Origin of the sequence: Pseudomonas sp. xss_2, assembly GCF_043104195.1 — a bacterium.
Classification (GTDB): Bacteria; Pseudomonadota; Gammaproteobacteria; order Pseudomonadales; family Pseudomonadaceae; genus Aquipseudomonas; species Aquipseudomonas urmiensis.
The window spans coordinates 1-1040 of the sequence record NZ_JBICKL010000086.1; the positions used below are offsets into that span (position 1 = coordinate 1).

General features: G+C 62.7%; 1 pseudogene. It reads left to right on the forward strand.

The window, feature by feature from the left end:
• Positions 1 to 1040 (forward strand): annotated as a pseudogene (locus tag ACF8K2_RS22150) (sugar-binding protein); the annotation flags it as partial.

Sequence of the window (1040 nt, forward strand, 5' to 3'; positions counted from 1 at the left end):
GCTTGGGCGCGTCGACCAATTGCGCCTGCCCGCCCACAATGACAAGGGCGACCTGGCCAACTGGGCCTTCACCTATGTGAGCGAAAAAGGCCTGGATTGCATCAAGACCGTCCGCACTCCGGCCGGGGCCAAGGAAACGCTCACCTACGACTCGACCGGCCATGCGTTCCCCAATGGTAGCCAGCGCGAGCCACTGCCCCGGGTGCAGACCCATGTCATCGACCCCCGGCACGGTCAACCCCAGCAGTCGCTGCACTACAGCTACCCCAAGGACGAACACAACTTCCTCGGCAACGGCCTCAACGTTGCCTGGGCCGAAGATGGCCTGGACAACCTCTACTTGCACGTGGGCACTTACACTTATGGCTCCACCGAAGAGTTGAAAGATGGCAGCAAGGTGCTGCGCAGCATCGAGCGCCAGTACAACCAGTTCCACTTGCAGGTGCTGGAAAAGACCACCCGCAACGGCCATGTGCACAGTGTCACCAGCGAATACGACCACGATCCCCTGAAGTATTTCGCCGACCAGGTCGCCAGCTGCCAGCTGCCGCGCAAGCTGACCACGCAATGGGCGCACGGCGCACGCAAGCGTGACGAGCAGGAACTCTACGAATACGACGCCCTGGGCAACCTCAAGAAACAGACGCTGAAAACCGGGGTGGTCGAGGACTATGCCTGGTACGCGGCCAAGGGCGAGACAGGCTGCCCGAAAGACGAAGAAGGCTTCACCCGCCACCTGAAAAGCAAGACGGTCACGCCCGCCCCGGTAGCCAACACCTCAGCCCCGACCTTGCGCAGCAAGTACACCTACAAGACCTTGAGCGCGGTGGTGGGCAGCACCCACAACCACCCCTGGCACGCCCCCGACAACGAGACCGAGGTCGAGGTCGAGGTCAAGAGCGGCCGGGAAACCGAACTGCAAAAGACCGTGTATGACTACCACCCCATGGCGACCGCCAGCGCCGCGCCAGCGGTCAAGTTGCGCCAGGGCCGGCTCAAGTCGCGAACCGTGACCCTGAACAAGCAAGCCAGCACCGCCA